The sequence below is a fragment of the Neisseria sp. P0021.S007 genome (assembly GCF_051956855.1).
Map to the genome: position 1 here is coordinate 1 of NZ_JBQCXA010001141.1, position 526 is coordinate 526.

Annotated in this window: 1 protein-coding gene; it reads right to left on the reverse strand. The window is 49.6% G+C overall.

All coding sequences use genetic code 11. The features are described 5' to 3' along the window. Positions 1–444: 23S rRNA (adenine(2030)-N(6))-methyltransferase RlmJ (gene rlmJ, locus ACTHUR_RS17945; protein ID WP_440400093.1), on the reverse strand; the 444-nt coding region annotated here is incomplete at its 3' end. Positions 445–526 lie beyond the last annotated feature (82 nt).

A 526-nucleotide genomic window follows, 5' to 3' on the forward strand; every position in this document is an offset into this window, starting at 1 on the left:
ACCATGAAAACCGTCTGTCTGCACAATCTGCCCGCGTCTGCCCAAACGCGCTTCTTCCATATTGTTTTTTAAATGTTGGAAATCAGCAGGATGCAACTCAAACAAACGCAGTTTGTCGCTGTGGCGCGTCAGGGCTTGGGCAAGCCACGGCGAACCGCAATAGAGCTGTTCTTGCGGGAGTATGGATTTTAGACGGGCGATAAAGGCGGACAGCTCGGGCGACAGATGTTCCGCCTCTTGGAGCAACCGGATGCCTTGTTTGTATTCGCCGACTTTCTGCGCTTCGTTGCCACTCAAATCATATAAGCCTGCGCCGCTGTGGGTATCGATATACCAATAGGGCTTGTCTTTCTGATTGAAGTAATCAAGCGTCAGGAAAAGGATGAAATGCTTGAGCATATCGGCATGGTTGCCGGCATGGAAGGCGTGGCGGTAGCTGAGCATAAGAGGTCGTCTGAAAAGGGAAAAATGGATTATATAGGCAAATAAACGGTGTATCCAAACAGGCTTTTCCGCAGTATCACAA